The following is a 26,723-nucleotide window of genomic DNA, read 5'->3' as shown; positions in this document are numbered from 1 at the left end:
TTCTCTTTCTTAATTCATTTATCACATTATCTATATACTCATTTTAAATTTTTCCATTATTAACTCTATCTTTCTATAAGTTCTTTAAAATTAAAATAGTATCAAAACAATGTCTCTCAAGTGTCTCATTTAAATAAAAATAATTTAATTTAGACTAATATAGTTTAATTTGGCTATTTAATAATTAATAAATATACTATTTCAACAATAGAACTATTTAAGGTTATATTGGTAATAATTGTTTTTAGAAAAAGAGATAAAGCTTTTAACCGACTAGTATATATTTGTATTTGCGGTACAAATATATCACTTTATCTCACATCAATTAACCTTTAACGATTAATTAAAGGCAACTTTAGCGGAAGTGTAAGTTAGGGTTTTATAACCCTAGCCAATATTTTATAATCATTAATCAAACATTCTAACATTTGTTATATCATTTTGATGAGTTGGTACTTGAATGATTTTTTTAGAATTTAACTCTATTGCAGTTAGTTTATTGTTATAAACACAGCCAGTGTCTATACCAAAATATTTTCCCCCAATATTAACTTCTTTAAAAGCACAGTGTCCAAATATATTAATAATATTATGACTATTTATATCTTCCCACTCAGACTCATATTTTGATTTATCTAGTCTATTTGTCATTAATTGTTTTTTATAGTTTGGATCATCTTTTCTATTGAAATATGGAAGTCCATATCCATGTGTAATAAAATAGTTTTCAATTAAAATATAGCTAGGCAAATTTTTAATCCAATCCAGGTGTTTTTCTAAAGAACTATCATCATTAATATAGTTTTCTAAAGTCTGTTTTCCACCATACTTTTCATCACTTACCGACCATTTATTATCAATACTTTTATATAAAGATTCTTCAATATAAGTTAACATATATTTTTCATGGTTACCTAAAATACATTTATAGTTACCCTCAATTACAAAATCTATAACTTTTTTGCTATTAAGTCCTTTATCTACTAAATCTCCTAAGAAAATGATTTCAGCATTTTTAGGTATCAATTTAAGTAAGTCCATTAATGTATCATAACATCCATGCACATCGCCAATAACATATATTTCTTTTTCGATTTTTTATCCTTTCTTTTTAGTTAATATCAATAAATTGTTCATCTTCAAAATGTTCTTTTAAAAGAGGATATTTATGAATAAGTATTTGTATATTATTTACAAAATTCATTCTATCAAATAAAGTGTATGTATTTGGATATATCTTGTCTATTTCTTCAAAATCTTCATCTTTTATAATATCATTTTTATAGAATTTAAGAGTACTATCTTTTTCAAGTTTAGTATTGATTCTCTCTAGTCGCTCAATAACAATTACATTTAATTCTTCAATTATTAAATCTACTTCACTCATTTTAATCCTTTTTAATTATAAACAAACACTATTTAAAGCTATTTCATAAGCTTCATTTTGGTACATACCATTACTTAATAAACCTTCTACTTCTTCTTGTACAATTTTAACTCTTTGATCTATATATGCACCTAACTTTTTTTCAGTACATAACTCTTTAAAGAGTGGTTTTTTTTCACTCTCTAAATATGTACTTATTTTGTCATATACTACACCATCCGGTAGTTTTTTACTATTCATAGTTTTTCCTACTTTTTTTAGGTACATTTGATTCATTTTTAGTATATTCCTTTAAGCTTCTTAGAGATGAAATTTTTTCTAGACTTTCTTCTGAACTATTTACTACCTTTTCTATGTACTTACTTACTTTTGTAGGTTGTTCAATTCTCATTCTAAGTTGTTCATTCTCTTTTTCTAAGTTGAATACTTTATTCTCTAAGTACACTATCTTTTCTTTGAACTCTTTCCACTTAGATCTAATCCAATTAAGTAGACTCTTTGGAGTTGTCTCATTTGCATTTAAGTTAGTACCTAGATTTTCTAAGTTGTTAAGTAGTTCATTATACTTAGTAGAAACTATTTCATAATCTTTTATACTTTGTTGAGAGTTGTTCTCTTCTATTCTAACTACTTCATCATCACTAGGTTGATTTACTTGATTAACAACATTATTCATACTATTTTCAACAATATCATAACTTGTTAATTGCGTGTTATTAACTTGTGTAATGTGTGTTGCCTGAGTATTGTTGTCTTTCTTGTTAATTGATGTCATACTAAACTCAAGTTCTTTTAACTTATTTTGTAGTTCTTCAATAGTTAAATTTTTATCTTTTATTTGTTGTTTTAGTTCTTTATTTAGTTGTTCCAACTTAGCATAATCTTCTCTTACTGCTGTATTTTCTTTTAGTTCTATTCTTAACTTAGCAATCTCTTCTTTTAAGTCTTTTTGTTTAGCTAGATCTTTTTTAAGTATATTTATCTCTTTATCTTTTTTACCTAATTTAGCTGCATAGTCTTTAAACTCATATGTATCAAGTCTATTTGTTGGTTTTTTTCTATCTTTTGTATATCCAAGCTCTTTGGCAACTTTATTAAAAGCCTGGTTATATACTTTCTTTGATGGATAACTAGCAAGTGGATCTAATTGTTCTTGGATCTTTTTATATTCTTCTTTTGAATAACCACTCTCTTGCCCTCTTTGCATATTTAAAATCTTTGCTACATCTGTTTGTAATTGTTTTAAAAAAGGTTTATCAATTTTTTGTTTAAGAGATTTACCTTTACTGTCTATACCCATAAGTTCAATATGAGCATGATAGTTCTTTATATCTACTGTTTCATATAACCTATTGTGAATATCTTCACTACTATTTTCAATAGTATGCCCTTCATCTCTATGCATTGAATATTGAATTACTTTGGTATCAAGTAATTCTTCTAAGTAGTTGCATACTTTTTTAATATCTTCTGCTGTATGTTCTTTATTAAAATTTAGTATTGCAGATAAGTGAGTAATAGTTTTAGGTTGAAACTTTTGTTTAGTACTATTGACATAGTTTTCTTTTCTTTTATTAAGTTCATTTCTATATATTTTAAATGCTTCATCTTTACTGCAGCTACAATAATTTTTTTCATCAGTAAAGATTGAATTTTTAGTTTCAGTTTCTCTACTATTATGTGCAAAGTATCCTAGTTTACCATTTTCAATATGTATGCTAGAAATAGCCATGATGTTCCTTTATTTTACCACGATTTTTAAGTATTAAAAATGTGGGTACTTCCTGGAAGGAAGCATTCTTTTTTCGTATGGTCTTGTACCTAGAAAAAACTCACAGTTACCCTTTAGGGTATCTAGTGAGTACTCACTAGATACCTTTCAGAAATCTGTTCGCAAAACTTGACCACAAGGGTCTGCTTTTTGTTTAGAGGGTACGCATTTAAAAATGCTTACCCACACCAAATAGAAAATTAAAATTTTCTATTTCCCTATATCTTCTTTTTTCATTAATCCTTTTCTTACAGAAAGGATTTCAAGAAGATATGCAATTATGTTAAGAATCAACCAAAATATAAAACCCATTCCTATTGATCCTATAATTGCAATTGCTAAACTATCTTTAATTTCAAAAATATCTAAAATTAAATATATTGGATATCCTATAAACTCTGCAAATGGTCTATAATAGTTATCGTAAAAATAAGGGAAGTGCCATTGCATTGCACCACCCATTAGAATAAATAAAAAACCGGCTATTGTTATTGTTTTTAACTTGAATTTTTTAATTAAATATTTCCCTATGTTCATTTTTAAATTCCCACATTCATTTTTTTAGCAGTTGGATTACTCTCTACCTTATCTCCAATTGCATTACCTACATCAAGTCCTACCTCTCTTAGTCCAAACATATCTAATATCATGTTTGCACCATTAAACACTAAGTAAAATGCTGTAAATAAAGCAATTACTGAAGAGGCTATATGTATTAAACCTTTAAAGAAGATCATGTATGTATTTGTACCTAGATCCATGAAAGAACTTAGAAGAGTTTCATTATCACTACTATATGCAAGTAGCATATTTATAGGCTCAAACATACTATTAACTAGCATTTGATGAAAGCTATCAAAGAAACCAATTATAAATATTGCTGTAATAACTGATATAACGATTAATATAGGTTTTAATGCGAGTATAAAGAAGTTTTTAAATACATGTTTTAGTATATCTAGGTTACCGGTACTAAATGCAAATACTGCAACAAATGGTATTGCCATGTAAAAAAGTTCAACACTTAAGTAATAAAAACCTATTGCCATAAATGAAGCTGCAATAATTGCAACAATAGGTAGCATTGATAAAAATTGTGCCATTAAATAAGCTGTTAAAAAAACAGATGAAGCTAAAGTTAGTGTTGATAATATACCTCCGGCAAAAGCACTTAAAAAACCACCTATAACCGGTATTTTATTTAATGATTCAGTAACTGGATTACCAACTGAGTCCATAAAGTCTTTAGAAAGTTTTTGCATTGTATCTGCACCAGGTAACATCATATATGGAAAGCTACTAATTAACTTATTTAACATACTTTTTACTGCACCATCGCCACTAACTAAACCACCTACCTCATAACCACTTGAATCCCTAAAGTCTTTTAATGCTTTTTCTTTTTCTGCTTTATTATCAGGAACATTAATAACACCTAATTTATCAAAGGCAAGTGTAGTTGCTGCAAGTGACGATATACCTATCCAACCCAATTCTGCATTATTTCTAAATACTAAATCAGTTAAAGTTGTAACTTGTTTATTAAGTGTTCCATTGCCAATAGCTTGAGTATATAGATTATATTTTTTATATAAACTCTCTAAAGCTATTTTATCTTCCATGTAGTCTCTTTGCATTTTATAGCAAAAACTAACAGAAGGTATGCTACTTTGTTTTAAGTATGCTGCATTATTAAAAAAACCACTTGATCCAGTAGTATAAAAGTTTATTACCTCTTCTTTCCCCGAAGACTTATTTATGTTTTTTATGCTTTCAGTAGGCGGATAAGTTTGATTAACTCCTATTTGTTCTCCCCATAGTCTTAAGTTAGCTGTGTTGTAAGTATCTGAACACTCTTTTATGAAGTTAAGATCTTCTAATTGTTTAGTACTTTTAATTACTATTTGCTCCTGGATATTTTTAATATCATCTTTAGTATTCAAACCTACTTGCTTATACTTATAACTAAGTAGTGCAATAGTTGCACTAGTTGCAAGATCATCTGCTTTTTCACTTACTTTATAGAAAAATGGTCTAGTAGTATTTTGGAATACATTTTGGGATATATACCTATCTGAATCAGTTGGTACTTGAGTAGTTGTCATGTAGAATAAAAAGAATGAAATAAAACCCATTAAGACTTTTTCTGCTACATCTTCATGATCTGTTACACTACTCATATATTTAGTTAATTTAGACTGTGCAGCAAGTACAACCGATAAAGGTACTAACATAAAAAATAGTGTAACTTTTAAAGCCACAAAGGTTACATTAGCTCTATCTAAAAAGTTCATAATAAACACTACACTATTATCAAGTGCCAACTTAATAGTTGATACTAAATTTGTGTTATATACCTGGTCTAAAAATGAGTTTGAAGTACTTGAAGTACTAGCATTTGGATATACTGTATATCCACTTCTTAATGTAACTTCATTATTTACAATTGAAGTACTTACATCTACTTTCTCATTATCAACTGTAAGTCCGGCAATCATGTATTTAGGTAAGTTTAAAAACTCTTCATTACCTGTATTCGTATAGTTCTCATATTTATTTTTAATGACATCCATAGAACTACTATAATTATATTGATCTATATCGGGAGTTTCAATATTTGGAGTAATGGCTTCAACACAATATTTATTTTTTTGAGACACTACTGCAACTTGAGTTGTTGGTGCGTCATCTGCATAAACATAGCACTCAATAACACCCGTTAAGTGGTTAAAATTTGCTTTTCTAGTAAAAAAGCCATCTTTAACAGTAGGGCAAGTTATATCACAACTTGTAGGCTCAGGGTTATCTTCAGATATATAATTAAATTTACCCGTTTCAATAGCTACTTTAGTTCCATCAGGCATACTAACACTCGCACTTGTATTAATTCTGCTTTCAATAGATTTAAGATTACTTTGAGTAATACCTTTATTTGATAAGGTAACATCAAAGTTAGTACTTCCAAAAGAGTATATACATAACACCAGGATTAATAAGATTTTACTTTTCATCATCAATCCTTATGTAGTAGCCATTTAGTTTTGCATTAAAACCTAAGTTAAAACCTCTTTTTATTTTAAATAAACCTTTTTTTGAATTGGGTAGTATTGGAAATATAGGTCTATTATGTTGTTTTGCAAAGGTAACTTTAGTCTCTAAGCTCTTGTCTTCCAGGTGGTAATAGTTTCTATATGCTTTTTTAATTAGTATATCTCTAATCAAAAGTACAACAACTGTTATTTGTACCATTTGCAACATAATATAATCTAGATATAAAGCAATTGTGTTGTACGTCCAAATTAGATATAAACATATTGCAGTTATAAGCATAATATACTTACTAAAATATTTAGGTATTTTTAGAAAAACTAAAAAAGTAATTAATGTAATAGCAGCTGCAACTGCGAACAGTTTTAAGTTTAAAATATTGTTAGGTATGTTAAACCAATAAAGTATAAAAAATAAAGGTAGGTACTTCATAAAGAAGATAGCATAAAAAGGTGTTTTTTCTAACTTGATCTCTTCATTAGTTTCTTTGTTCTTTACAGCCATATTATTTAGATCAACATCATAATCCATACTTTGAGTTAGCCAAAGTAGATAAGGGTATTTATTTTGTCTTATTTTCATATTACAACCCACTATCATAAATCATTAAAATTTCTTCATCTGTATAGAGTTCTTCTAGATCTTTAACATTTTTAATATCATTTATTTGCCAAGGAGTTATAACTTCTTTATTTGAAAGTTCAATTTCTAAGTTTTCATCTAACTTTGCATAAACAGTTTTAAGAGCACTTAACTTTTCTGCATATAAACTCTTAATATTTAAAGATTCTTGCCAATCACTACCGCCTTCACTTCGATCAGTTGGTTTCGGTGTGTTTTCCTTTACTTCGTAAAGTTTGCCACATCCGACCGAGGTTTGTATATTAATTCTTTTCATCGATTATCCATTCATCATTAATCTTTTCTGTTTCGTTAACCCATTGAGCTAAAGCCGTTTTGGGATATAACACTCTTTCTTTATTTCCATATTTAAATTTTATGTATCTAGGCCCAAATCCTTTACTCCTAATGTTTTTTAGAGTACCTGTACTTATCCCTATGATATCTGCTACTTCTTCTTGAGTTAAAAGAAGTTTCTTTTCATATTTAGGATTAATCTTATTGATTAAATCAAGTTGTAAGTTAATTAAGTCATTCATAATATTTGCTTCTTAGTTTTTTGGCACGATTTTGCTTGTCAAAATGTGCGAACTGTGAGAAGTAATATCTTTTTGCATAGAATCACGTTGCCGAACAGTTTCATGAGCAGTTTGTTTGGTTTTTTTTGGTATTTGGGTGTAGCCTGTTCCAAATTTTTTTGTCAGCTTAGACTTTTCAACTTTCTCAAGGTATTTTAAGCCTCGAGCTGCATCTTGCAAAGTGTAACTTAAATTTTTTTTACTCTTAGTATTATTATAATCAATGGTTTTACCGGAACTGGTATTTTTGGAATCCGTGTTTTTTATTGATTCGGTAGGAACTACGAATATTTGGTAATCATAGCCACCAATAAACTTTCCATTTTTATCTTTACAAGGATATCTTCTTATGTAATTACAATTAAGAAGATTTTTAAAGTTACTTGCAATAGTGCCTTCAGATATTCCTATGCTATTTGTTATATCATCATTCCTTATTATCCAACCACTAGGTTTACTTAGTAAATAACAATATTGACGAAATGCTGTATGTTTTATATTAATATCACTTATCACAATGTTTGGTATTTGTGTAAATTTTCCAAACATTTCATTAATTAGTATTCCCATAAAGGACCTCTATATTTTATTAATTAATATTTAATAATCGATAGACAGTTATAATGTAGTTGTGTTATAATGCAGTCGATTAAAACCTTAGTTCGGTATTTAATTAGCTCTCTCTTTCACTCGCCAAAGTCTTTAGAGAGAGTTTTATGCTGATTTATTTATGCTATTTGTTAAAAATATTGCAATATTTATTAAGGGAAAATACACATGTGACTTTTCCTTATCTCCTTTTATATATTCTGGTATTCCATATCCTCCACTTGCCATTGATCTGTTAATTGAAGCTATAGATCTATCTAAAAACATTGCAAGTTCTTTTTTACTTGCACCAGCTCTTTTTTCAATATTTGGTATTGCACTTTTTACATGCTCAATATTGAATCTTAATAATTCTTCTTGTGTCATTACTTCTCCTTAGTATAATTATTATACTTTATTCTATATTTTAAAGCATAATTGTTATATTACTATACTTTTATATCAAAGTCAAGTATTTATACTAATATTAATAAAATTACTGTATAATAGTATAATAATTAGACTATAGGATTAAAATGGAAAAGGTTATTTTAGATTTATTTAAATATTCTAGAGGTACTTATTACACATGGAAAAGGGAAAAAAGGCCAATTATTAAATTGATTGAAAAGTATTTTACAGAATCTTATCTCCAGGAATTTTTAGAAACAGGGAATATTGCTGTATTCGAACTATTAGATTTTGCAGAAAATAAATTATCAAAAAATCTTTTTAAATTTATTGAAAGTATTTTATCACTATCAGACTCTAATATTAAATATTTTTATGAATTTTTAGTTGAACATTTGAAAGATAAAGATTTATTTTCTTTTGATGATAATAAAAAAGTTTTTATTTGGAGAGGAACATATGACAATGTTCAATTTAAAAAACTCTTCTATGAATTTATTAAAAACAAAGAAATAAATGGTGAGGATCTTTTTTTATTTTCTGAAATAATAAATAAATTAACTAATGAAGATATAAAATATCTTCAACTAAATTTAAAAAATACTTTTTATCCTTTATTCAACCATCTAAATAGTAAAGAGTTTTTAAACCCTGGTGATTATAATCACGATAATAAATGTTTGGAAAAAACAAAACAATTTATTATTAATTTTTGCAGTCACCTTGATAATAATGGGATAAAAAAAGATATTCATCTGAATGACTTAATTAAAAAGTCAATTAACTCAATTACAGAAATGCAAAAAAAAGTAATAAAAGAATTAGAAGAAAGACAAAATGCAATACTAGATTGTTATGGAATCAAAGCAATAAATGAAAATAAATCTATAAAATTATCTAATGGAGAAATAATTAGTGCATGGGTACTTAATGAAGTACCTGATCTTGAAAGCCTTATGTCATTCAATACAATCAATGAAATTACCTATATCTATAATGCATAAATATAAACTACTTACTTTTAATCTTAAATTTTAGTAATATATTTAAGTGGGAAATTAGTGGGAATAATACTTTTTAGAAATAAAAAAAGCCCGATATAAAAACTCTATAGAGTCCATTATATCGAGCTTCTTAATGGCACGCCTGGTAGGATTCGAACCCACAACCACCGGGGCCGAAACCCGGCGCTCTATCCAGTTGAGCCACAGACGCGCTTGTGTGTATATTTACACTTTAGAGTGCGAATTTTACACATACTATCTTTAAACTACTCTGAATTAGTTTTAGCCGAGTCTTTATCTTTTGTTATATTAGTGCAATTATACAAGCTAGTGCTACAATCATTCCAACATATAGAGAGATGTTAGTAAAGTTTGCTCTTCTACTTGTTTGCATATTCGCATCTAATCTAATTTTGTAAATGCTCATGACATATCCTTTCTCTATATTTTATTACTATTATAAATGATTTATAGTCCATTGTCAACTTTATTGATATAATAGTCTATTTAAGATAATTCTAATAATTTTTTTATTTATTCATCTTAAGATTTGAATCTAGTTTTTTTATTAAGTTAGGAAATATGGTCTTTGAAAGCAGGGAATAGCTTGTAAGCAATTTTTTTTATAAATTGCTTACTTATTAAAATGTGTCTATTAGTATTAAAAAGAAAAATACTATTCCAAGATAACCATTTACTGTAAAAAAGGCTTTATCTATTTTATTGAAATCTCTATTTATTAATATGTGTTCATAACTTAACATTACAGCACTTACAACAACAGCTAAATAGGCAAAAAATCCACTATTTGAAGTGATAACAAATAGTAACCAAAAAAGAACTGTACAAAAATGAAATACTTTTGAGATTAGCATTGTTTTATTTGCACCAAAAACACTTGGAATTGAGTGTAATCCAAGTTTTTTATCCACTTCTATATCTTGTAAAGAGTAGAGTAAATCAAAGCCTGCAACCCAAAACATAACTCCAATACTAAGTAGAACTGACCATAAAGTTATAGTTTCAGTAATAGCTACAACTCCAGCAATTGGAGCAAGTCCAAGTGAGATTCCTAAAATTATATGTGCTAAATATGAAAATCTTTTAAAGTATGAATATGACGCAAGTATAAAAAGAATTGGGAAACTCAAATAAAAAGCTAAAGTATTTATAAAGTATGCTACAACAATAAACCCTAAGGCATTTATGATAATAAAACCTAACATTTGAGAAGCACTTACTCTTCCATCCACATTTGGTCTATTTTTTGTTCTAGGATTTAGAGCATCTATATCTCTATCCATATATCTATTAAAACCCATTGCAAAGTTTCTAGCTGTTACAGCAGCAAAAACTCCCAATATAAAAAGTTTTAAACCAAACCATGCACTACCATTTACCTCAACTGATGCTACCATCATTGCAATAAAAATAAAAGGTAAGGCAAAAACTGAGTGTTTGAACATAACAAGTTCACTAAAATCGTTTATTTTTTTCTTAATATTTTCCATAAGGCGAAGTATATCAAAAATAGAGTAAATTTTTACTCATCTTTTGCTACAATTTTTGTATGAAAGAAATAGCAATTATTGGCTCTACAGCCTCAGGAAAAACTGCATTATCTATTGATATTGCAAAGAAAACAGACTCTATTATTCTATCACTTGATTCACTCTCAGTTTATAAAGAGATAGATATTGCCTCAGCAAAACCTACAAAAAGTGAGAGGGGAGATATTATACATTTTGGTATAGATGAAGTATATCCAAATGTTAACTTTGATGTTGTTCAATTTTTTGATTGCTATAAAAGAGCTAAAAACTATGCCCAAGAAAATGGTAAAAATCTTATTATTGTTGGTGGAACAGGTTTTTATTTAAAAGCTATGATAGAAGGTTTATCAACAGGTGTAAATGATGCTGAACTGGATTTAAGTCTTGATAAAACCTATGAACTTCTTCACTCTTTAGATAAAGAGTATATGGAAAAAATCTCACAAAATGATTCTTATAGAGTAAAAAAAGCTTACTCTATTTATAAACAAACAGGATTTATTCCTACAAAATATTTCGAACTAAATCCAAAAGAACCTATACTAAAAGATCTTAAAATCTTTGAGATTGTTTGGGATAAGGAAGAATTAAAAAAAAGGATAAATCTTAGAACCTCTTTGATGTTAGAAGAAGGAATCATTGATGAAGTCATCTACTTGGAAAAAAAGTATACAAGAGTGCCAAACTGCATGAGTTCTATTGGTATTATTGAAACTTTAGAATATCTTGATGGGAAGCTAAATAAAACAGAACTTGAAGAGAAAATTGCTTTAAATACAGCAAAACTTGCAAAAAGGCAAAATACCTTTAACAAAGGGCAATTCAAAGAGAAAACTTCAAACTTTATAGAGAGCTTAAATTCAGATATTCTTAAGTTCTTTTAGATATAATCCGTGTTCATTTTAAGAGTTTAATAAAGGGCGGCAAGGATTCGACCTTTTATTAGACATTAACCAAATTAAGGAAAATCAAGTGAAAAAAGATATTCACCCAGATTACAAAGCTTGTACTGTAACTTGTGCTTGCGGAAATACATTTGAAACTAAATCAAATGTAGAGTCTATGAGAATAGATATTTGTTCTGCTTGTCACCCATTCTTTACTGGTGAGCAAAAAATTGTTGATGCTGCTGGTAGAGTTGAGAAGTTCAAAGCTAAATACGCAAAAAACTAATTTAGCTTTTACAGACGTGCTAACCTTAGTTCCAACTCCAATAGGAAACTTAGAAGATATCTCTAAGCGTGCAATTACTGCCCTATTGGAGGCAGAACTTATTTTTTGTGAAGATACAAGAGTTACAAAAAAACTTCTTCAACTTCTTTCTCAAAAAGAGAATCTCCAATTTCCTTGTAATGATTTTAAATCTTTTCATTCACACAATGAAAAACAAGTATTAAAAAGCTTATCAATAGAGGATTTTAAAAAAAATATTGTTTATGTTAGTGATGCGGGAATGCCTTGTGTTTCAGACCCAGGGGCTTCACTTGTACAATTTTGTATTGATAATGAGCTTGAATATGTAGTCCTTCCAGGAGCAAATGCCCTATTAACTGCTTTTGCTATGAGTGGATTTGAACAAACTGAGTTCTCTTTTTATGGTTTTTTGGCACATAAAGGTAAAGAGAGACACCAAAAACTTACACAAGTTATGCAAAGCCCTATTTTATCTATACTTTATGAATCTCCCCATAGACTTGTCAAAACTCTTGAAGAGATAAAAGATATAGATGAAAATAGAACTATTTTTTTAGTTAAAGAGTTAACAAAACTTTATGAAAAAAGTTACAAAGGTAGCTCAAAAAATATTTATGAAAAACTAAAAGATGAGAATATCAAAGGGGAATGGGTAATTGTTATTGAACATGCAAAAACAACTGGTGAAAATCTAGAGCTTTCAGACATTGAAAACCTAGATATTTCACCAAAAACAAAAGCAAAATTAATAGCTAAAATGACTGGCAAAAATGTAAAAGAGATATACAACCAACTAATTTAAGGAATCTCTACATAAATCTCTCTAATCTCTCTAAACTTTTTTGAATTTTATCCATTCTTTGTATACTCTCAGAGAGCATCTCAAATTTGTCTTTTTTATTTGATATAAAAGAGTTTGTTTCTATAGTACTTTGTTTTATATCTTCAAAAGAACCACTAATAATTTTTGTGTTGTCTGAAATTGATTTTAATGAAACGGTATTAGTATCTATCATTTTTGCTGTATTCTTTACAGAGTTTACTGTTAGAACTACTGAATCATTACTTAATTTCAATCCATCTTGTGTTCTTTTTGCAAGTTTTTTAACCTCATCTGCAACAACTTTAAACCCTTTTCCATACTCTCCTGCCCTTGAAGCTTCAATTGCTGCATTTAATGCTAAAAGATTTGTTTGAATTGCTATATCAGAGATTGATGCAAGTACCTTTTTTATTTCATCTGTATTATTTGTAAGTTTTTGCATATTCTCAACAAGATTATTATTAGTCTCCACATTATGACTAACTTCGTTGGTAAAAGCTTCAAACTTTTTATTTAACTCATCTATAATTACATTACTTTTTTGGGTATTGCCATAAACATCATTAATAATATGAATCATATCTTGAATTAGAGGAAAAGCTTCCCTTAAAGTTCCAATTACTGCTGTTCTAACTTTTGCTATCAATTTTAGCTGATATATCTCTTTTTTCTCATAATATGAAGAGTATTGGGCATATTTTTGAACAAAACCATCCACAAACTCATCTGAAAAATTTTCCTCATTTTCAATTTTATAAAAAAATATTGCTGTTAATGTTTGATTTATATTTACTCCCAATAGCTCACCAAAAGTTGAAAATCCTGCAACAGGAAAGTCGTTAAACACTTTTAATGAATTTAAATGAGTTTGATTAAGCAATCTTCTTAATATGCAGTCATTAAATATAGCTCCCAAAGGTTCTACATGCTTAGTAGAAGAAAACTTTTTATAATCATTTTGAGTCTGTTCAACAAAATCCTTATTTTTTAATAAATATAATATATCCCCAAAAGAGATATCACAGAAAAATACAATATTTTTATTCTCTATATCTACATTTGCAACGGATCTTATATATATATCATTTCCTAATTTAATAGCAAAGGTATAGTTTTTTAAAACTTCAGGAAGCTCTACTAAAGAGCATTTTAACTGTTGACAAAGAACATCTAAAAAATTCACTATCTCATTTGTTGATTTATTAAGTACACTAGTTACTGTTCTTTTTAGTACATTTGCTTCTGCAATCAAATATGCAGCATTAGTCTCTTCACAACTTTGTGATTTGAAAACTCCATATTTTATCCCTCTTTTTAATTTAATTAAACAAACTACTGCTTTATGTCTTACTGCATCGTTATTATTAAAAATATAGGTCTCTTTAAAATCTAATTTCCCACCAGCAGACCCTCCAACAATAAGACATGGAAGTTTTCCACTTTTATACACAGCTTCAGTAAAAAAACTCTCACTATTTGATAAACCTTCAACTAAAGTCAAAGCAAAAGTATCTTCATAATTGATTTTTGTATCTATACTAATTTTTTTTAATTCTTGAGCTATTTTTTCTACTCTTTGGGCATGACTCATATAAGTAGAATTTAAATCTTCGCTAAAAAGAGGAATAGTCAATACTTCAATACTTTGAATAATCTCCGATGAGAAAGATTGAAGTACTACATTTTCCCATTTTGAACTTGCATCATTGTAAAGCATATCCCTTTTTTGATCTATATTAAAAGTACAGAGTTCTCCTGCTGTTGTAATTAAAATAACTCTCGTGCTATCTGGGAATAAAGATTTTATTTTTTCTGATATTGCATGAAAATTTATATGTGGAGATAAATATCCTAAGACGAAAGCAGGTGCACTATTATCAAAATATAATTTCTCAATTAAAGAGCTATCAATTTTTGATTCAACACTATTTACTATTTTAATATATTGCATAGAGTCTCCTTAACTATAACTATTAATAATACTTTTATTTTACCAAATAAATATATCAATATAGTATCTTTTTAAAGTAGTTTATACTTTGTTCCAATTTAAAAGTGAAGTATCAACAATTTTTAGATAAAATTTAGCCCATGATTATATATGGAAAACAAGTAGTGCTCTACGTACTTGAGAAACATCCAGAACTTATTGAAGAAGTACTTTTTTCAAAAGAGATAGATCCTAAACTTTTTAAAAAATTTACAAGTTTAAACAAAAAGGTTATTAAACTTGACAACAAAAAAGCACAAGGATTAGCAAAAGGTGGAAATCACCAAGGATTTTTTTTAAGATTAAGAGAGTTTGGAGTATCTACATTAAAAGAGTTAAAAGACTCAGACTTTATTGTTGTTTTAGATGGAATTACCGATGTTGGTAATATAGGTGCAATTTGCAGAACTGCCTATTCACTTGGTGTTGATGCAATTGTAGCAAGCAGTGTAAAACAGCTAAATTATGAGGGGATTGCAAGAACAAGTAGTGGAGCTCTTTTTGATATTCCATTTTGCCATAATCCAAATTCACTGGATGTTGCAAATGAGTTAAAACAGTATGGTTTTAAACTTTTTGGTGCAGCAATGGATGGAAAAGATTTAAAAAAGTTTGAACAAAAAAAAGAAAAAATTGCACTTGTTTTAGGAAGTGAAGGGGAAGGACTTTCAAGTAAAATGATTAAAAAACTTGATGAAAAAGTCTCTATTAAGATGTCAAATGATTTTGACTCTCTAAATGTCTCTGTTGCAGGTGGAATTTTAATTTATAATTTAAAAAACTAAGAGTGTACAATGATTAAAAAACTAAGTCTAATTTTCATATTTTCGATTATTTTAAATGCCTCTGTTTTAGATAATAAAATAGAGAGTCTTATTGGTAGTAGTGAGTTTAACGAAAACAAAGGACTAATAGAGTTTCTATTTAAAAATGCAAATAATTTTTATATAAATGATAAAGTAAACTATATTGCCGTAATGGAAAAATTAAAAGAGAATGGACTTTTAAAAGTGGGATTAAACTCACCACAAGAGGTTTTTATAACATTTAAAATCTCTGATGATCCTGTTAAATCTATGAAAATTATCTCTGATTCATTGACAACTTTAGGATATTATCACTATTTTACAAAAAATCTATTTTATGATGAATATAAAACTTTAACTTGGACTATTAGCCTTAAAACAGAGGCCGCCATTGACCCTCTTATGTTATCAAAAGAGTTGGCTAAAAATAGTTGTCAACTTATAGATATCAAGCAAGAGGGGTATATAAAATGGATGTATGTTATTGATACATCATACTCTACTCTATCTGATACGCAAGTTATTACAAATAATGAAAGAGTAGATTTTAGAAAGCCATTAACTCCGTATTTTATAAAAGTTTCAAATGCAAAGAGTATAAAAATTATTTCAAAATGGAGTAATCAATGGTTTCCTCAAGTGGTTTTTTATGATAAACATTTAAGCATATTAAATATCATAAAAGAGAACAATAAAAAGAGTTCACTTCAGTTAGAAATTCCTGAAGGAACAACTTATATAAAAATAGATGATTTATACACGCTTGCTAATATCTCGCGTGGTTTAAGTGTAATAATTAAGGAGTAAAAAAAGATGTTTCCAGAGATTGAATTTGAAAGAATGAAAAGACTTCCAAACTATGTGTTTGCAGAAGTTAACGCTATTAAAATGGAAGCAAGAAGAGCCGGTGAGGATATTATAGATTTCTCAATGGGAAATCCTGATGGACCAGCTCCACAACATATAACAGATAAATTAATTGAAGCAGCACACAAGCCTAAAAATCATGGCTATAGTGCTAGTGCAGGTATTTACAAATTAAGACTTGCAATTTGTAACTGGTATAAAAGAAAATATGGAGTTGATTATTTAGATCCAAATAAACACGCAGTTGCAACAATGGGAAGCAAAGAGGGATATGTTCACTTAGTTCAAGCAATTGTAAATGTAGGTGATGTTGCTATTGTTCCAGATCCAACATATCCAATCCACTCTTATGCATTTATGTTAGCTGGTGGTGCAATTCATAACTTTGAGTTACCATTTGATGAAGAAAATTTTAGAGTTGATGAAGACCTATTTTTTGAGAGATTAAACAAAACATTAAAAGAGTCTATTCCAAAAGTAAAATATGTTTTAGTTAACTTTCCACACAACCCATCTTGTGCAACTGTAACACCAGATTTTTATCAAAGATTGGTTGATTTGGCTAAAAAAGAGAGATTTTACATAATCTCAGATATTGCTTATGCAGATATCACTTTTGATGGATATAAAACACCATCAATTTTCCAGGCTAAAGGTGCACTTGATGTTGCAGTTGAGTCATTTACTCTATCAAAATCATATAATATGGCAGGATGGAGAGTTGGTTTTATTGTAGGTAATGAAAAACTTGTTGGTGCTTTAAAAAGAATCAAATCTTGGCTTGACTATGGTATGTTTACACCAATTCAAGTTGCAGCTACTGTTGCCCTTGATGGTCCTCAAGAGTGTGTTGAAGAACATATTGAAAAATATAGAAAAAGAAGAGATTTAATGGTTGAAGTTTTCAAAGAGGCTGGTTGGGATATGAAAGTACCTCATGCTTCAATGTTTATCTGGGCAAAAATCCCAGAAAAAGCTAGACATCTTGGAAGTATGGAGTTCTCAAAACAACTACTTGTTGAAGCTAAAGTTGCTGTAAGTCCAGGTATTGGATTTGGTCATTATGGTGATGAGTATGTGAGAATTGCACTAATTGAAAATGAAAAAAGAATTAGACAAGCTGGAAAAAACATAAAAAAATATTTAAATAGTTTATAGGATAATTTATGAAAGTAGGAATCATAGGAGTAGGTACTGTTGGAGCTAGCGTTGCGAATATCTTAAGAGATAACAAAGATATTATCACTGCAAGAGCTGGTTGTGAGATTGAACCTGCTATTGGCGTTGTTAATAATCTTAATAAAAAAAGAGATGTAACAATTGAATTAACAGATGACCTTGAAAAAGTTTTAAATGATGACTCAATTGATGTGATTGTTGAGCTTATGGGTGGAATTGAAAGACCTTATGAAATAATCAAAAAGGCTTTGGCAAATGGAAAAGCTGTTGTAACAGCAAATAAAGCACTTCTTGCTTATCACAGATATGAGCTTCAAGATTTAGCTGGAGATACACCTTTTGAATATGAAGCTTCAGTTGCAGGTGGTATTCCAATTATAAATGCCCTAAGGGATGGATTAACAGCAAATAATATCTTATCAATTAGAGGTATTATGAATGGAACTTGTAACTATATGCTTACAAAAATGATAAATGAAGGTATAGATTACGACACTATCTTAAAAGAGGCTCAAGAACTAGGTTATGCAGAAGCTGATCCAACATTTGATGTTGGTGGATTTGATGCTGCACATAAACTTCTTATTCTTGGTTCAATTGCTTATGGGATAGACGTGAAACCTGAAGATATTCTAATTGAAGGTATTCAAAATATCTCTTCAGAAGATATTGATTTTGCAAAAGAGTTTAACTACTCAATCAAACTTCTAACTATTGCTAAAAAAGTTGATAATGAGATTGAGCTTAGAGTTCATCCTTCACTTATTCCAAATCATGAAATGATTTCAAAAGTTGATGGAGTTATGAACGGAGTCTCTGTTATTGGAGACAAAGTTGGTGAAACTATGTATTATGGAGCAGGTGCTGGTGGTGATGCAACAGCCTCTGCTGTAATTGCAAATATCATAGATATTGCAAGACGTGGTAAAGGTGCACCAATGTTAGGTTTTGAGACTCCTCATGGTAAAAATTTAAAACTAATGCCAAAAGAGAATATTAGAACAAAATATTACCTAAGACTAAGAGTTGAGGATAAAGCAGGAGTTTTAGCAAAAATTGCAACTATTTTAGGATCTAAAAACATCTCTATTGAGAAAATGATTCAAAAACCATTAAATAGAACTTGTGCACATATTCTACTTTCAACACATACATCTACTGAAAAAGATGTAATTGAAGCACTTAAAACTATTGAAGAGGCAGGTGTTGTTACAGGCAAAACTGCAATGATAAGAATTGAAGATTAATCTTCAATTCTTATTTTTCTAAAATCTTTTCTAGCTATTATTTCACAACTATATAATTGGAACTTCCGTGAAGAATAATACTAAATACCTTATAAATGATGATATCCCAACCCTTTTAAAACAAATAGCAATCCCTGCTAGTATGGGAATGATTTTTAATACCCTAACAAATGTTGTAGATACTTTTTATGCAGGACTTATCTCTACACAAGCTATATCAGCTTTGTCGCTCTCATTTATGATATTTTTTACTGTAATTGGTCTAGGATATGGATTCTCTTCTGCAATTACTGCTTTAATAGGAAATGCAACAGGAAGTGACAAAAGGTTTTTAGCTTCATTGTATGCCCATAAGGGAATCTTTTTTATGCAGTTATTAGCTCTTTTAATGACTTTGGTAGGATTTATCATCTCCCCATCTCTTTTAAAGCTTCTAGGGGCTTCAAATGATTATTTACAACTATCCCTTGATTATATAAATGTAATACTAGCTGGAACAATATTTTTTATGACAAATTTTGCTTTAAATGCAATTTTAATCTCCAGAGGAGATACAAAATCCTATAGAAATACTTTAATCTTTGGATTTTTTGCAAATTTAGTCTTTAATCCACTTTTTGTATATGGTTTTTTATTCATTCCAGCAATGGGCATCTCTGGACTTGCTTTTGCAACAGTTTTAATTCAAATTTTAAATGGGATCTATCTTTTATACAAAGTTTTACAAACTAAATTAATCCATTTTGAAAATCTAAAATACTTTTTACCACATAAAAAAATCTATAAAGATATGATAATACAAGGAATTCCATCAAGCATGAATATGCTTATTATGTCTATTGGATCAATTATTCTAATCTATTTTGTATCTTTATATGGAGTAAAAGCTGTAGCAGGATATGGAGTTGGTTTTAGAGTTGAACAACTTATGCTTTTGCCAGCTCTTGGGCTTAGTTCGGCTGTATTAACTCTTGTATCAAATAATTATGGTGCTAAAAAATATGAAAGGGTACAAGAGACTCTAAACAAAGCTTTAAAATATGGTTTTATAATCTCAACTTTTGGGATAGTTTTTTTATATATTTTTGGAAAACTAATCATTATGCAATTTGATGATGATTTAGAGGTAATCACTTATGGTTTGAATTATCTATTAGTTGAAGTTTGGATTTTTTATGCTTATGTAATTCTTTTTATCTGTGTTTCTACACTGCAAGGGATTAAAAAGCCAAAAATGATTTTATATATAGCTTTGTATAGACAAATCATTGCAAAATTTTTTATAGCTTATTTGATTGTAAAAGTTTTTAATTTAGATTATATCTATCTTTGGGTTGGTGTTTTAGTTATGATATATTCTGCTGCTATTTTTGCCTTTATCTATACTCAAAATCTATTAAAAAAAGAGCAAATTTTTAGATAAAGACTCTTTTTTCAAAAAGCTCCTCTAGGGGCTTAAATAAGAGGTTTTCTGCCTCTTTATATACTATATCATTTGCTTTACAAAGCTTTTGTAAAATCTCTTTAAAAGTTTTACTCTTTTTACTCTCTTTTAAAAGTAGATATATTAGTTGATTTATCTCTCTGTAGATTACTTCATTGGTTTGAAAATCATAATAGATTACTAAAAAGTTTTCTCTTTTTTCTTTGTAATTTTTATTTACAATATCATATTTAAATCTTTTTACTCTAGCACTTTTTGAGAGTTTAAAACTTTCATTAAAAGAGAAACTTCCCAACTTTTTACTTTTATACTCTTTCATATAAATCTCTATTTCAGTCCAATCAAAATAGAGCAATTCATAAAGATACTTTTTATCATCAAAGAGAGCACTTTTTTTTACAAAGTTTTTGTAATATTTTGGAACTTTCCACATAAAAGGTGTATTTGGCGTATCTTTCATAAAAGCTTTTATGCTTTTGTCTAAATCTTCTTTCTCAATCTCTTTCATAAAAAGAGGAAAGCTATTTTTTATTACCTCATAATATCTTTGAAAAACAAGTTTTTGATAGACTTCAATTGCAGAGTTTTCAAAATCTTCACTTTGATTTATTAAATTATCAAAAAATCTTTTTTGGATCTCTTTTTCCAATTTAGGCATCTCTAACTCTTTTTACAATACTTTGCATATTTTTATACTCTATTTCTAGTTCATTTAATGGAGGAATATTATTATCTCTTTCAATCATAACAGGAGCATCAATTTGTTTTAATGTATGTTCCAAAAGTTTCCAAACTCCTGAACATATAGGCATTCCGTGTGAATCAATTCTAATATTTGAGTCTTTGTCAAAATAGTGTCCTGCAATATGCATATATGCAATTACACTTTTGTCTAAATTATCTATAAATTTTTTTGCTTTAAAAGTGTGATTAACTGAATTTACAAATACATTATTTACATCTAAAAGCATTTTTGCTTTAGATTTTTCCATAACTTCATTTATAAAATCTACCTCAGCCATCTCTGCATAAGGTACATAATAGTAGGTGGCATTCTCTAAAATAAGTTTTCTTTGAATTATATCCTCAACCTCTTTTACTTTATCACTAACTAAATTTACCATCTTTTTTGTCATAGGAATTGGAAGCAGTTCGTAAGATTGTCGTCCATCTAAAGATGAGAAAGAGAGATGTTCAGAATAAAATTCAATATTGTATCTATCAAGAAACTCTTTCATCTGTTTTACAAACTTTTTATTGAGTTTCTCAATAGAACCTATAGATAAAGATAAACCATGGGCTACAGTTGGCCTTGAAAAAACTGCTTCTTCAAATGCTTTCTCATAAATTTTTGGCATATGCATCCAGTTTTCAGGTGTAACTTCCCACCAATCAGGTTGAAACTCACTTTTTGACACCTCAAGTAAAAAATTACTTCTAAGACCTAAACCACACCCTTTTAAATTTATCATCTATCTTCGCCATTTCACCCGCATTTTCCAGCGCCACAAGAACCTTCAACTTTTTTGTTCATATTAGCACCACATTTCCCAGCACCACAAGCCATATTTGTTTTTTTACCCGCGTTTCCTGACATCTCATTTGTGTTTGTTGATGTTTGATCTTTTTTTTCAGAACCGCATTTTCCAGCACCACAAGAACCTTTAGTTTCTACTTTTTTAGGTTCACTTCCACACTTTCCAGCGCCACAAGAACCACTAGCAGCAAATGCTCCTGTACTTGTTAGTGCAGCTCCTAAAAGAACTCCTGCTAACTTGATTTTTTGATTTTTCATGCACCTATCCTTTTTCTAAAGTTGTTATTTTAGTTTCTATTTGCTTTCAACTGCCTCAACTTCAATAACTAATTTTACATCTTCACTAACGGCAACTCCACCTAATTCAAGAGCCTGATTCCATTTTAATCCATAATCCATTCTATTTATTTTACCTTTAATAGTAAACCCTACTCTCTCATTTCCTTTGAAATCTTTTACTGTTGCTATATCTTCAACATCAAGTTTAATCTCTTTTGTTACACCTCTAATTGTCAAATCCCCAATTGCAACACCCTCATCGCCATCTGCTTTATAAGATTTCATTTTAAAAGTGATTAAAGGAAACTCTTTTGCATAGAAAAAATCTTCACTTCTTAGGTGATTATCTCTTTTTTCTATTCCAGTATCTATTGATTCAACTTTAATTACAGCTTCTAAAGTATTAAAACTTTTTTTTGCAGCATCAAAATCAATCTTTGCATCATATGAGGTAAATTCACCCTTAACATTTGAAATCATCATATGTTTTACCGAAAATCCAACTTCACTATGTGCTCCATCTAAACTATATGGTGTCGCATATGCTAGACTTACTCCTACTAAACTTGTAAACAGAACTTTACTCAAAAATCTCATCTTATACTCCTTCTTTGTCAATTTGTATTTTCATTTTAATAAAAATATGTTAAGCCTTTGTGTAGAATCTGTGGGGATTATTTTTTTTAATATATGTTATACTTTGCCTATGAAAATATTGTTATTAGAAGATGATTTAATTTTAAATGAGATTATTGAAGAGTTTTTGCAAGGGCTAGAATATGAAGTTACTTGTGTATTTGATGGGATGAAAGCTTGTGAACTAATCTATGAAGAGCATTTTGATTTATTGATTTTAGATGTCAATGTACCAAATATGACTGGTTTTGAATTTCTTAAAAGCTTGCGAGAAAATAGTATTACTACCCCTGCTATTTTTATAACCTCTCTTGATTCAGTTGATGATGTTGAAGAGGGATTTAAAGCAGGAGCCGATGACTACTTGAAAAAACCTTTTGAGCTTAAAGAGTTAGAGCTTAGAATAAATAATATCAAAAGGCTTCTGCACTTAGATGATGAAGATTTAATTATAGATGAGAATATTAGATTTAATACAAAACTAAACTATGTGGATAATAACTCTATTAAAAGTAAACTTCCATTAAAAGAGGCTCAAATTCTTAAATATCTTCTAAAAAATACAAATAGATGTATCTCACAAGAGGAATTAAGCTCTAATATTTGGAACTATGAAGATGCTCCAACCTCATCAACAATTAGAACTTATATCAAAAATATTAGAAAAATATTGGGAGAAGAGTATATAGAGACTATTAAAGGAGTTGGTTATAGATTTAACAAGAAGTGAGAGAATAACCTTCCGTAAATTCCTTGGAATGTATCTAGGTTCTTCCTTTATACTATTATCAATAATATTTTTGCTTTTTTATAAAATGGAGTCAAGACTTCAGTATGATTTGATTACCTCAAATATGCAAAATGTTGCCTCAAAAGTCTCTTCAACAATAATTTATGCCCATATGGCAGGTCTATCAATAAACACCGCAAAAATGGCGAATTTTATTAAATATGATTATGCCTTATATGATAAAGAGCACAGAAAACTAATAGGAAATATTAGAGAGAGTATTGATCTCTCACAAAGACTTCAAAAAATAGATGATAGTTATGTTTTGGTTGATAACACACCAAGAGGGCATTTAGGAGTTTATCATATTGTAATTAGAGAGAATATCTATCATGAAAAAATCACAACTTTATTGGAAAGACTTATTTTCTCTTTCTTTGTAATCTATTGTGCAATTGCTGTTATTGGTTATTATCTAGCAAGTATGTTTATAAGTCCAATTATAAATGAGAGAAAAAAGTTAAACAATTTTATCAAAGATACAACTCACGAATTAAATACTCCTATTACAGCTATTTTAATGAGTACAGGTAAAGATGCTCAACTAACTGAAAAAAACATGCAAAGGATAAATTTAAGTGCAAAAAGAATCTCTGAGATATATAAAGATTTAGTCTATCTCTTTTTGCAAGATAGTAATAGTAAAACAGTTATAAAAGAGTTAAAAATTGATGAGATAATAAAAGAACAATTAGATAATTTTGACTCTTTCGCCCAAAAAAAGAGGCTTGCTATAAACTGTAATTTAGAAGCAACTGTTATTAAAATGGATAGGGAAAATTTTGTAAGACTTTTTAATAACCTTATCTCTAACGCAATAAAATATAATAAAATTGAAGGCTTTATTAATATAACTCTTAAAGAAAAAGAGCTTACGATAGAAGATAGTGGTATTGGAATAAAAAAAGATAGATTGAAAGATATTTTTAACAGATACTACAGAGCAACAAAAGAGCAAGGTGGTTTTGGTATTGGTTTAAATATTGTTTATCATATATGTACAACTTATGATATTAAAATAGATGTTCAATCCCAAGAGAATGTGGGAACAACCTTTAAACTAAAATTTAAAGATTGAGTTTATATCCTATTCCTTTTGTTGTAGAGATACTATCTTTGCCTAATATCTTTCTTATATTTTTTATATATGTTCTTATGGTTGTATCGGTTGGAGCTTCATCATAAACCCAATTGTTTAAAGCGATCTCTTCTATTGAAATTGCTTTGTTTCTGTTTTTGATTAGATACTCAAATACCCTTGATTCTGTTTTTGATAGTTGAATCTCATTTGAGTCAATAAGCACCACTTTTTTATCATTATCATAAGAGATTTTGTCATTTAATTTTACTATTCCACTGGCTTCTATTTGTCTCAATCTTTTGATATTATTTATTCTTAGATTCAGCTCACTTAAATGAAAAGGTTTTTTAATATAATCATCAGCTCCAGCTTTAAATCCATCTTCCATATCTTTTGAAGTGTGTAAAGAGGTTATATAGATTGTTGGAATATCAATAGAGTTTGCTTTTAACTCTTTTAAGAGATCAAAGCCATTTAAACTAGGTACATTTACATCAAGAATAAGTAAGTCAAACTTCTGTTCATAGATAGTTTCCAAAGCCTCTTGTCCATCAAAAGTTGTAACAATTGTATATTCAAGTTTTTCTAAAAACTCCTCTATTATCTCATTTAATAGAGTATCATCTTCTAAAAGTAAAATTTTCATAAAAGTAGTATAGTAAAATCTTGTGTATATTTTATGGAAAAAGATATTTATGATATAATTTTTCAAAAAAAAAGGATGTTATTATAGATTTAACTCAAAGTGAAAAGAGTACTTTTATTAGATTTTTTAGCCTCTATTTAGGAGGTTCTTTACTTCTTATGTTACTTGTTGCCGTTCTTTATTATCAAAAAGAGAAAAAACTCTATTTTGATTTAGCAAAAACAAAAATGCAAAATGTTGTATCAAATATCTCTGCTCAAATCATCTATGCACATATGAGTAGTTCAGATTTAGATTTATCTCAATTTTTAAAAAGTGACACATATAAAATCTCTTTTTATGGTAAAGATAAAAAGATGTTTTTAGGCAATTTGGAAGATAACATAGATTTTTCAAAAGATATTATTCTAAAAGACAAGAACTTTATATTAGTTGACAAATCAACCTATGGACATCTAAATATCTACTATATTGCCATTAAAGAGAATCTCTATTTTAAAAGGGTTCAAAATCTAAAAATAGAGATAATTATATTCTTTTTTATCATATATTTTATTATCTCCATTATTGGATTTTTTCTTGCAAAACTATTTTTAAACCCTATAAAAGATGAAAGAGAGAGACTAAACAACTTTATAAAAGATACAACCCATGAGCTAAATACTCCAATTAGTGCCATTTTAATGTCAACAGAAGATAGTCACTTGACAGAAAAACAGATAAAAAGAGTAAAACTTGCTGCCCAAAAAATCTCAGAAGTTTATAAAGATTTAACCTATATTTTTCTAGAAGATAGACCAAATGAAACCAAAGCAAAACTGTATAATTTAAAAGAGTTAATTAACTCACAAATTGAGTACTTTGAAGCATTAGCAGAAAAGAAAAAAGTTATTATAACTACAAAAGTTGAAGACTCTTTTTTTACAATTGATGAAAATGATTTTATTAGACTATTTAACAATCTTCTCTCAAATGCAATAAAATATAACAAACAAAAAGGGTCTATAAAAATTGAACTAATCAATAATACCTTAACTATTTCAGATACAGGAATAGGAATAGAACAAGAAAAATTAAAAGATATTTTTAGCAGATATTTTAGAGCCACAAATTTAAGTGGAGGTTTTGGTATTGGTCTTAATATTGTTAAAAATATTTGTAATAAATACTCAATCAAAATTGATGTAACTTCTCAAATAAATCAAGGAACTACTTTCACTTTAAAGTTTTAGATTTCCACACT

Annotated in this window: 31 protein-coding genes and 1 tRNA gene; 12 read left to right on the top strand and 20 right to left on the bottom strand. The window is 28.4% G+C overall.

Features of this window, described 5'->3' with window-relative positions; genetic code table 11:
• Positions 1-408 precede the first annotated feature (408 nt).
• The 11 genes from AEBR_RS01085 to AEBR_RS01035 form a co-directional block, all read right to left on the bottom strand.
• Entirely contained in the window at positions 409-1,074 is a 666-nt protein-coding gene (locus AEBR_RS01085; protein WP_228712134.1) for a metallophosphoesterase family protein, read from the bottom strand.
• A gap of 37 nt (positions 1,075-1,111) precedes the next feature.
• On the bottom strand, positions 1,112-1,387 hold the full coding sequence (locus tag AEBR_RS01080) for a hypothetical protein (RefSeq protein WP_129086085.1): 276 nt from the start codon (positions 1,385-1,387) through the stop codon (positions 1,112-1,114).
• A 15-nt stretch (positions 1,388-1,402) separates the two neighbouring features.
• Complete coding sequence (locus AEBR_RS01075) at positions 1,403-1,627, bottom strand: hypothetical protein (RefSeq protein WP_129086084.1); 225 nt, start codon at positions 1,625-1,627, stop codon at positions 1,403-1,405.
• Positions 1,620-3,119 (bottom strand): hypothetical protein, encoded by a 1,500-nt coding sequence (locus AEBR_RS01070; protein ID WP_129086083.1) that lies wholly within the window; start codon positions 3,117-3,119, stop codon positions 1,620-1,622. Before AEBR_RS01070 ends, AEBR_RS01075 begins: the two co-directional genes overlap by 8 nt.
• A gap of 249 nt (positions 3,120-3,368) precedes the next feature.
• On the bottom strand, positions 3,369-3,695 hold the full coding sequence (locus tag AEBR_RS01065) for a hypothetical protein (protein WP_129086082.1): 327 nt from the start codon (positions 3,693-3,695) through the stop codon (positions 3,369-3,371).
• A gap of 2 nt (positions 3,696-3,697) precedes the next feature.
• Positions 3,698-6,169, bottom strand: coding sequence for an MATE family efflux transporter (locus AEBR_RS01060; RefSeq protein ID WP_129086081.1), 2,472 nt, complete (start codon positions 6,167-6,169; stop codon positions 3,698-3,700).
• On the bottom strand, positions 6,159-6,788 hold the full coding sequence (locus AEBR_RS01055; protein WP_129086080.1) for a hypothetical protein: 630 nt from the start codon (positions 6,786-6,788) through the stop codon (positions 6,159-6,161). The genes AEBR_RS01060 and AEBR_RS01055 overlap by 11 nt, the downstream gene beginning before the upstream one ends.
• A 1-nt stretch (position 6,789) precedes the next feature.
• Entirely contained in the window at positions 6,790-7,104 is a 315-nt protein-coding gene (locus AEBR_RS01050; RefSeq protein ID WP_129086079.1) for a hypothetical protein, read from the bottom strand.
• Positions 7,091-7,366, bottom strand: coding sequence for a helix-turn-helix transcriptional regulator (locus AEBR_RS01045; protein ID WP_129086078.1), 276 nt, complete (start codon positions 7,364-7,366; stop codon positions 7,091-7,093). Before AEBR_RS01045 ends, AEBR_RS01050 begins: the two co-directional genes overlap by 14 nt.
• Before the next feature lie 12 nt (positions 7,367-7,378).
• The gene (locus AEBR_RS01040; protein ID WP_129086077.1) at positions 7,379-7,975 is read right to left on the bottom strand and encodes a hypothetical protein; all 597 of its coding nucleotides are present in this window, start codon (positions 7,973-7,975) and stop codon (positions 7,379-7,381) included.
• Between the two features lie 144 nt (positions 7,976-8,119).
• The gene (locus tag AEBR_RS01035) at positions 8,120-8,380 is read right to left on the bottom strand and encodes a hypothetical protein (RefSeq protein WP_129086076.1); all 261 of its coding nucleotides are present in this window, start codon (positions 8,378-8,380) and stop codon (positions 8,120-8,122) included.
• A 149-nt stretch (positions 8,381-8,529) separates the two neighbouring features.
• On the opposite strand from AEBR_RS01035, the gene AEBR_RS01030 reads away from it, so the two are divergent.
• Entirely contained in the window at positions 8,530-9,408 is an 879-nt protein-coding gene (locus tag AEBR_RS01030) for a hypothetical protein (RefSeq protein WP_129086075.1), read from the top strand.
• A 134-nt stretch (positions 9,409-9,542) separates the two neighbouring features.
• Here the strand turns inward: AEBR_RS01030 and AEBR_RS01025 are convergent.
• From AEBR_RS01025 to mqnP, 3 genes are all read right to left on the bottom strand, one after another.
• Positions 9,543-9,619, bottom strand: a tRNA-Arg gene (locus AEBR_RS01025).
• 93 nt (positions 9,620-9,712) lie between these two features.
• Positions 9,713-9,835 (bottom strand): hypothetical protein, encoded by a 123-nt coding sequence (locus AEBR_RS15535; protein ID WP_267284943.1) that lies wholly within the window; start codon positions 9,833-9,835, stop codon positions 9,713-9,715.
• Between the two features lie 214 nt (positions 9,836-10,049).
• Entirely contained in the window at positions 10,050-10,919 is an 870-nt protein-coding gene (mqnP, locus tag AEBR_RS01020; protein ID WP_129086074.1) for a menaquinone biosynthesis prenyltransferase MqnP, read from the bottom strand.
• A gap of 59 nt (positions 10,920-10,978) precedes the next feature.
• Between mqnP and miaA the strand changes: the two genes are divergently transcribed.
• The 3 genes from miaA to rsmI all read left to right on the top strand — a co-directional run bounded on the left by miaA (position 10,979) and on the right by rsmI (position 12,957).
• Positions 10,979-11,845 (top strand): tRNA (adenosine(37)-N6)-dimethylallyltransferase MiaA, encoded by an 867-nt coding sequence (miaA, locus tag AEBR_RS01015; RefSeq protein ID WP_129086073.1) that lies wholly within the window; start codon positions 10,979-10,981, stop codon positions 11,843-11,845.
• Positions 11,846-11,933: 88 nt separating this feature from the next.
• The gene (rpmE, locus tag AEBR_RS01010) at positions 11,934-12,134 is read left to right on the top strand and encodes a 50S ribosomal protein L31 (RefSeq protein WP_128980663.1); all 201 of its coding nucleotides are present in this window, start codon (positions 11,934-11,936) and stop codon (positions 12,132-12,134) included.
• Complete coding sequence (gene rsmI, locus AEBR_RS01005) at positions 12,085-12,957, top strand: 16S rRNA (cytidine(1402)-2'-O)-methyltransferase (protein ID WP_323807943.1); 873 nt, start codon at positions 12,085-12,087, stop codon at positions 12,955-12,957. The genes rpmE and rsmI overlap by 50 nt, the downstream gene beginning before the upstream one ends.
• Before the next feature lie 7 nt (positions 12,958-12,964).
• On the opposite strand, the gene AEBR_RS15530 is transcribed toward rsmI, so the two are convergent.
• On the bottom strand, positions 12,965-14,929 hold the full coding sequence (locus AEBR_RS15530; RefSeq protein ID WP_129086072.1) for a methyl-accepting chemotaxis protein: 1,965 nt from the start codon (positions 14,927-14,929) through the stop codon (positions 12,965-12,967).
• A 140-nt stretch (positions 14,930-15,069) separates the two neighbouring features.
• On the opposite strand from AEBR_RS15530, the gene rlmB reads away from it, so the two are divergent.
• The 5 genes from rlmB (at position 15,070) to AEBR_RS00975 (ending at position 20,490) form a co-directional block, all read left to right on the top strand.
• Positions 15,070-15,753, top strand: coding sequence for a 23S rRNA (guanosine(2251)-2'-O)-methyltransferase RlmB (gene rlmB, locus AEBR_RS00995; protein ID WP_129086071.1), 684 nt, complete (start codon positions 15,070-15,072; stop codon positions 15,751-15,753).
• A 9-nt stretch (positions 15,754-15,762) separates the two neighbouring features.
• Entirely contained in the window at positions 15,763-16,581 is an 819-nt protein-coding gene (locus tag AEBR_RS00990; protein WP_129086070.1) for a hypothetical protein, read from the top strand.
• A 6-nt stretch (positions 16,582-16,587) separates the two neighbouring features.
• Positions 16,588-17,799 carry an LL-diaminopimelate aminotransferase gene (locus tag AEBR_RS00985; protein ID WP_129086069.1) on the top strand — a complete coding sequence of 404 codons (1,212 nt, stop codon included), beginning with the start codon at positions 16,588-16,590 and terminating at the stop codon, positions 17,797-17,799.
• 8 nt (positions 17,800-17,807) lie between these two features.
• Entirely contained in the window at positions 17,808-19,067 is a 1,260-nt protein-coding gene (locus tag AEBR_RS00980; protein WP_129086068.1) for a homoserine dehydrogenase, read from the top strand.
• A gap of 67 nt (positions 19,068-19,134) precedes the next feature.
• Positions 19,135-20,490: an MATE family efflux transporter gene (locus AEBR_RS00975; protein ID WP_228712122.1), complete on the top strand. Its 1,356-nt coding sequence runs from the start codon at positions 19,135-19,137 to the stop codon at positions 20,488-20,490.
• On the opposite strand, the gene AEBR_RS00970 is transcribed toward AEBR_RS00975, so the two are convergent.
• The 4 genes from AEBR_RS00970 to AEBR_RS00955 are packed head-to-tail and all read right to left on the bottom strand — an operon-like array spanning position 20,483 to position 22,915.
• Positions 20,483-21,169 carry an HvfC family peptide modification chaperone gene (locus AEBR_RS00970; protein WP_129086067.1) on the bottom strand — a complete coding sequence of 229 codons (687 nt, stop codon included), beginning with the start codon at positions 21,167-21,169 and terminating at the stop codon, positions 20,483-20,485. The two genes, AEBR_RS00975 and AEBR_RS00970, sit on opposite strands and share 8 nt — an antisense overlap.
• A complete protein-coding gene (locus AEBR_RS00965) occupies positions 21,162-21,983 on the bottom strand; it encodes an MbnB/TglH/ChrH family RiPP precursor modification enzyme (protein WP_129086066.1) in 822 nt (273 codons plus the stop codon). Before AEBR_RS00965 ends, AEBR_RS00970 begins: the two co-directional genes overlap by 8 nt.
• A gap of 14 nt (positions 21,984-21,997) precedes the next feature.
• A complete protein-coding gene (locus AEBR_RS00960) occupies positions 21,998-22,306 on the bottom strand; it encodes an HvfA family oxazolone/thioamide-modified RiPP metallophore (RefSeq protein WP_128980645.1) in 309 nt (102 codons plus the stop codon).
• A gap of 36 nt (positions 22,307-22,342) precedes the next feature.
• Positions 22,343-22,915, bottom strand: coding sequence for a YceI family protein (locus AEBR_RS00955; protein ID WP_129086240.1), 573 nt, complete (start codon positions 22,913-22,915; stop codon positions 22,343-22,345).
• A gap of 118 nt (positions 22,916-23,033) precedes the next feature.
• Here AEBR_RS00955 and AEBR_RS00950 point away from each other — a divergent pair, with 118 nt between their 5' ends.
• Both AEBR_RS00950 and AEBR_RS00945 read left to right on the top strand, forming a co-directional pair.
• The gene (locus AEBR_RS00950) at positions 23,034-23,693 is read left to right on the top strand and encodes a response regulator transcription factor (protein ID WP_129086065.1); all 660 of its coding nucleotides are present in this window, start codon (positions 23,034-23,036) and stop codon (positions 23,691-23,693) included.
• 85 nt (positions 23,694-23,778) lie between these two features.
• On the top strand, positions 23,779-24,831 hold the full coding sequence (locus tag AEBR_RS00945; protein WP_172658831.1) for a sensor histidine kinase: 1,053 nt from the start codon (positions 23,779-23,781) through the stop codon (positions 24,829-24,831).
• On the opposite strand, the gene AEBR_RS00940 is transcribed toward AEBR_RS00945, so the two are convergent.
• A complete protein-coding gene (locus tag AEBR_RS00940) occupies positions 24,821-25,480 on the bottom strand; it encodes a response regulator transcription factor (protein ID WP_129086063.1) in 660 nt (219 codons plus the stop codon). The two genes, AEBR_RS00945 and AEBR_RS00940, sit on opposite strands and share 11 nt — an antisense overlap.
• A 158-nt stretch (positions 25,481-25,638) precedes the next feature.
• On the opposite strand from AEBR_RS00940, the gene AEBR_RS00935 reads away from it, so the two are divergent.
• Positions 25,639-26,712: a sensor histidine kinase gene (locus tag AEBR_RS00935; protein ID WP_129086062.1), complete on the top strand. Its 1,074-nt coding sequence runs from the start codon at positions 25,639-25,641 to the stop codon at positions 26,710-26,712.
• The last annotated feature ends 11 nt before the right edge of the window (positions 26,713-26,723 follow it).

Source organism: Halarcobacter ebronensis, from assembly GCF_013201825.1.
In the GTDB taxonomy this organism is placed as follows: Bacteria; Campylobacterota; Campylobacteria; order Campylobacterales; family Arcobacteraceae; genus Halarcobacter; species Halarcobacter ebronensis.
The sequence above is the reverse complement of the archived record's forward strand: the minus strand, read 5'-3'. Positions and strand labels throughout refer to the sequence as shown.

Bases quoted from the DNA above. Each gene is read 5' to 3' on its own strand.
- AEBR_RS01080 (WP_129086085.1), bottom strand. From the start codon at position 1,387: ATGAGTGAAGTAGATTTAATAATTGAAGAATTAAATGTAATTGTTATT.
- AEBR_RS01075 (WP_129086084.1), bottom strand. From the start codon at position 1,627: ATGAATAGTAAAAAACTACCGGATGGTGTAGTATATGACAAAATAAGT.
- AEBR_RS01070 (WP_129086083.1), bottom strand. From the start codon at position 3,119: ATGGCTATTTCTAGCATACATATTGAAAATGGTAAACTAGGATACTTT.
- AEBR_RS01065 (WP_129086082.1), bottom strand. From the start codon at position 3,695: ATGAACATAGGGAAATATTTAATTAAAAAATTCAAGTTAAAAACAATA.
- AEBR_RS01060 (WP_129086081.1), bottom strand. From the start codon at position 6,169: ATGAAAAGTAAAATCTTATTAATCCTGGTGTTATGTATATACTCTTTT.
- AEBR_RS01055 (WP_129086080.1), bottom strand. From the start codon at position 6,788: ATGAAAATAAGACAAAATAAATACCCTTATCTACTTTGGCTAACTCAA.
- AEBR_RS01050 (WP_129086079.1), bottom strand. From the start codon at position 7,104: ATGAAAAGAATTAATATACAAACCTCGGTCGGATGTGGCAAACTTTAC.
- AEBR_RS01045 (WP_129086078.1), bottom strand. From the start codon at position 7,366: ATGAATGACTTAATTAACTTACAACTTGATTTAATCAATAAGATTAAT.
- AEBR_RS01040 (WP_129086077.1), bottom strand. From the start codon at position 7,975: ATGGGAATACTAATTAATGAAATGTTTGGAAAATTTACACAAATACCA.
- AEBR_RS01035 (WP_129086076.1), bottom strand. From the start codon at position 8,380: ATGACACAAGAAGAATTATTAAGATTCAATATTGAGCATGTAAAAAGT.
- AEBR_RS01030 (WP_129086075.1), top strand. From the start codon at position 8,530: ATGGAAAAGGTTATTTTAGATTTATTTAAATATTCTAGAGGTACTTAT.
- AEBR_RS15535 (WP_267284943.1), bottom strand. From the start codon at position 9,835: ATGAGCATTTACAAAATTAGATTAGATGCGAATATGCAAACAAGTAGA.
- mqnP (WP_129086074.1), bottom strand. From the start codon at position 10,919: ATGGAAAATATTAAGAAAAAAATAAACGATTTTAGTGAACTTGTTATG.
- miaA (WP_129086073.1), top strand. From the start codon at position 10,979: ATGAAAGAAATAGCAATTATTGGCTCTACAGCCTCAGGAAAAACTGCA.
- rsmI (WP_323807943.1), top strand. From the start codon at position 12,085: ATGCTGCTGGTAGAGTTGAGAAGTTCAAAGCTAAATACGCAAAAAACT.
- AEBR_RS15530 (WP_129086072.1), bottom strand. From the start codon at position 14,929: ATGCAATATATTAAAATAGTAAATAGTGTTGAATCAAAAATTGATAGC.
- rlmB (WP_129086071.1), top strand. From the start codon at position 15,070: ATGATTATATATGGAAAACAAGTAGTGCTCTACGTACTTGAGAAACAT.
- AEBR_RS00990 (WP_129086070.1), top strand. From the start codon at position 15,763: ATGATTAAAAAACTAAGTCTAATTTTCATATTTTCGATTATTTTAAAT.
- AEBR_RS00985 (WP_129086069.1), top strand. From the start codon at position 16,588: ATGTTTCCAGAGATTGAATTTGAAAGAATGAAAAGACTTCCAAACTAT.
- AEBR_RS00980 (WP_129086068.1), top strand. From the start codon at position 17,808: ATGAAAGTAGGAATCATAGGAGTAGGTACTGTTGGAGCTAGCGTTGCG.
- AEBR_RS00970 (WP_129086067.1), bottom strand. From the start codon at position 21,169: ATGCCTAAATTGGAAAAAGAGATCCAAAAAAGATTTTTTGATAATTTA.
- AEBR_RS00965 (WP_129086066.1), bottom strand. From the start codon at position 21,983: ATGATAAATTTAAAAGGGTGTGGTTTAGGTCTTAGAAGTAATTTTTTA.
- AEBR_RS00960 (WP_128980645.1), bottom strand. From the start codon at position 22,306: ATGAAAAATCAAAAAATCAAGTTAGCAGGAGTTCTTTTAGGAGCTGCA.
- AEBR_RS00950 (WP_129086065.1), top strand. From the start codon at position 23,034: ATGAAAATATTGTTATTAGAAGATGATTTAATTTTAAATGAGATTATT.
- AEBR_RS00945 (WP_172658831.1), top strand. From the start codon at position 23,779: ATGGAGTCAAGACTTCAGTATGATTTGATTACCTCAAATATGCAAAAT.
- AEBR_RS00940 (WP_129086063.1), bottom strand. From the start codon at position 25,480: ATGAAAATTTTACTTTTAGAAGATGATACTCTATTAAATGAGATAATA.
- AEBR_RS00935 (WP_129086062.1), top strand. From the start codon at position 25,639: ATGTTACTTGTTGCCGTTCTTTATTATCAAAAAGAGAAAAAACTCTAT.